3 protein-coding genes are annotated in these 2,972 nt (G+C 66.0%); 1 reads left to right on the top strand and 2 read right to left on the bottom strand.

All coding sequences use genetic code 11. The features are described from left to right. Positions 1-44: 44 nt before the first annotated feature. Positions 45-371, bottom strand: coding sequence for a hypothetical protein (locus tag GFH49_RS34940; protein ID WP_155060078.1), 327 nt, complete (start codon positions 369-371; stop codon positions 45-47). A gap of 441 nt (positions 372-812) precedes the next feature. After that, positions 813-1,199, bottom strand: coding sequence for a hypothetical protein (locus tag GFH49_RS34935; protein WP_230396672.1), 387 nt, complete (start codon positions 1,197-1,199; stop codon positions 813-815). A 288-nt stretch (positions 1,200-1,487) separates the two neighbouring features. Here GFH49_RS34935 and tnpC point away from each other — a divergent pair, with 288 nt between their 5' ends. Beyond that, positions 1,488-2,918: an IS66 family transposase gene (tnpC, locus tag GFH49_RS34930; protein WP_155054304.1), complete on the top strand. Its 1,431-nt coding sequence runs from the start codon at positions 1,488-1,490 to the stop codon at positions 2,916-2,918. Positions 2,919-2,972: the final 54 nt, after the last annotated feature.

The raw sequence follows: 2,972 nt of genomic DNA, 5'->3' as shown, positions 1-2,972 counted from the left end.
GCTGCGTGTGGGGTTTACCTGCTCTGAATTGCTCGGAGCAGGGGTCAGAACAGCAGGCCGCCCAGGTACGGGGCGTTCTGCGACTGGTCGATCGGGGCCGTGTTGCAGGCGGAGTAGTGAGAGTTCGTCGCGAGAACGCCACCGGCGACGGCTCCGTTGGACCACGGGGCGATGCACCGGCCGTCGACGACGGTCCCGTTGACGACGAGAACGCCTTGCTGCGGTTCGTTCACGACGACCGGGGACGTCGAGAAGCCGCCACCGCCCTTGACGGTGGTGTTGTTGCCGCCGCCGTCAGCGGTGGCAATGCCGGCGCTGCCGACGACGGTGCTGAGGGCGAGGGCCGTGATGACCGCGAACTTCTTGGACAACTCGATTCCTTCCTGAATTCACGGTTGCGCACGCTTACGTACCAGGAAACCCATATAACTGTGCATAAGTCACGGTGTGAACATTCAAACGCGGGCAGATTCCATCGGATGGCGCAACGTGGGCAGCCCGCCGGTGTTCGCCCGGCTTTCTTTCGCATTCATGGGGAAGCGTCCCGGGCGGGCGGGAACTGAGGTGGAATCCGCACGGCGATACCGGAAACGTGCGTCCGGCCCACCGGCAGGGTGAGGGCCGGTGGGCCGGACAGTTGGTTCGCGGGTGCCAGCGGGCTTGCGGGCCCGCCCTATGCGGAGGTGGAGCTGCGGGGCCGGATCCAGTATCTGGGCCGGCCGTCGGTCTCCGGCTGCCGAGAACCGGATCAGAGTCTCAGAATTCCAGGCCCAGCCATAGGGCTTTCGCCGGTACGGCCGACTCGCACGCTTTCACTTGCTCAGCATGGTGCCGAGCCCCGCGGCGGTCGGCGCATGCAGCGGGTGGACCTGTACGGAACCCTTTCCGGCCGGGTTCTTCACCGGAATCGTGGGCTTCTTGGCGGCGTCCGGGTCCATTCCATCCAGATAAATTCCGGACATTCCGCCAGAGCTGTTCTTGTCGAACGCGCTGCCCTTTCCGACTCCGCCTTCACGGACCAACTGCGTCACAGTGTCGGCCGCCGGCACGACAGCCGGAGACACCTTGGTCGGGGACATGAGACCGAGCGGAGCCGGGGCCGTACCCGAACCTCCGGCGGCCGATGCCGCGACGGCGGAGCCGCCCACAAGACCCGCACCGATGGCCAACGCCGCAGTGGTGAAAACTGCCTTCTTCATGATTCACCTCGCTTGAAAAGTTACCTCTGATCCGACGGTTGGAGAACATAGCAGTTCATGGGCACCGGAAAAGCGAAACGTTGCTCCATACGTATGAAAGTCGCGAGAGTGAAGAATGAAATGTCCAGGGCGCTACGGAGGGATTTAAATGAGATCGGTGAATCGATTGATCGTATGTGCGTCTGACCTTTATGGCGCTGACCTGACGTAAGCATTCAGCAGGTCGTGATCGGCTTCGCTGTCTGACGATGTGACAGGTTGCGGGTGGGTGCGGCAGGATCCGTGGTCATGTCGTCGGGGTGGGAGTCTGCGTCGCGTGAGGACCTCCTCACGGTGATCGGGCTGCTCCAGCGACAGAACGAGGAGCTGGCCGCGGCGAATGAGCGGTTGACGGCGCGGGTGGCAGAGCTGGAGCGGCGGCTTGGCCGGAACTCGGGGAACTCCTCGATGCCACCGTCCTCGGACACCTTCGGTCGGCCGGAGAAGAAGCCGGTACCGAAGAGCGGCCGCAAGCGGGGACGCCAGCCGGGTGCCGACGGATCTGGGCTGTGCATGGTCGCTGATCCCGATGTCACCGAGGACCACCTTCCAGCGGCCTGCACCGGGTGCGGCCGGGCGCTGGGCGAGGACGACAGCATCGGCTTCGAGCGCCGTCAGGTCCGTGACATCCCGCTGACCACGGTGAAGGTGACCGAGCACCGGGCCCATCGCTGCCGGTGCGCGTGCGGGACGGTGACCGCCTCGCCGATGCCCGGCCAGGTCGCCCGATCGCCCTCCTCCTATGGCCCCAACCTGCGTGCCCTGGCCGTCTACCTGCTGGTCTTCCAGCACATCCCCGTCGAGCGGACCACGATCCTGATCCGGGACGTGACCGGGGCCGAGGTCTCCACCGGCTGGGTCGCCTCTCTGCTCCCCGAGGCCGCCGGCCTGGTCGAGGACTGTCTGAACCTGATCCGTGCCCTGCTGATCATGGGACACGTGCTCCACGCGGATGAGACCACCACCCGCATCGGCACCACCCGGCGCTGGCTCCACGTGGCCTGCACCGACTTCCTCACCCTGCTCCACCTCGCCCCGCGCTCGCGCGCCGGAGCAGATGCCGGCAAGGTGCTCCCGCACTACCGGGGCGTCCTGGTCCACGACTCACTGTCCCTGTATGCCGGCTACGACTCCTGCACCCATCAGCTGTGCGGAGCCCACCTGATCCGCGAACTGACCGCCGCCGAAGAGGACTTTCCCGACCAGAAGTGGCACCAGCAGATCCGCTGGGCCCTGGCCGGACTGAACACCCAGGCCGTACGCGTCCGGAACCAGGAGACCGCCGAGATCACCCCCGGTGCGCTCCTGCTGCACTGCGAAGCGTTCCACCAGGGCATCAAGGTCGGGCTCAGTCTCCATCCCAAAGTGCCGGGCCGGAAGCAGAGCCCGGCCCACAACCTCCTGACCCGGCTTCGCGATCAGGCCCACGACGTCCTGCGCTTCGCCGACGATCCCCGGCACGTGCCGTTCACCAACAACTGCGGCGAACGGGCCCTGCGTCCGGTCAAGACCCAGCTGAAGATCTCCGGCTGCCATCAGTCCGACACGGGCGCGACGGCCTGGCTCGCCGTGCGCTCCTACCTCGACTCCGCCCGCAAGCACGGCCTGACCACCTTCGAGGCCATCCACCGCGCCTTCACCGGCAAACTCTGGATGCCACCCATCGCACAGACCACCTGACCAGCCACTCTCACCGACCGTCACCGATCAGGCCCATTCCTTCTGAATGCGTAC

This window comes from Streptomyces blattellae (assembly GCF_009709555.1).
In the GTDB taxonomy this organism is placed as follows: domain Bacteria; phylum Actinomycetota; class Actinomycetes; order Streptomycetales; family Streptomycetaceae; genus Streptomyces; species Streptomyces blattellae.
The sequence above is the reverse complement of the archived record's forward strand: the minus strand, read 5'-3'. Positions and strand labels throughout refer to the sequence as shown.

What these genes read in the sequence shown, in the direction of transcription:
- GFH49_RS34935 (WP_230396672.1), bottom strand. Translation starts at nt 1,199, where the DNA reads ATGAAGAAGGCAGTTTTCACCACTGCGGCGTTGGCCATCGGTGCGGGT.
- tnpC (WP_155054304.1), top strand. Translation starts at nt 1,488, where the DNA reads ATGTCGTCGGGGTGGGAGTCTGCGTCGCGTGAGGACCTCCTCACGGTG.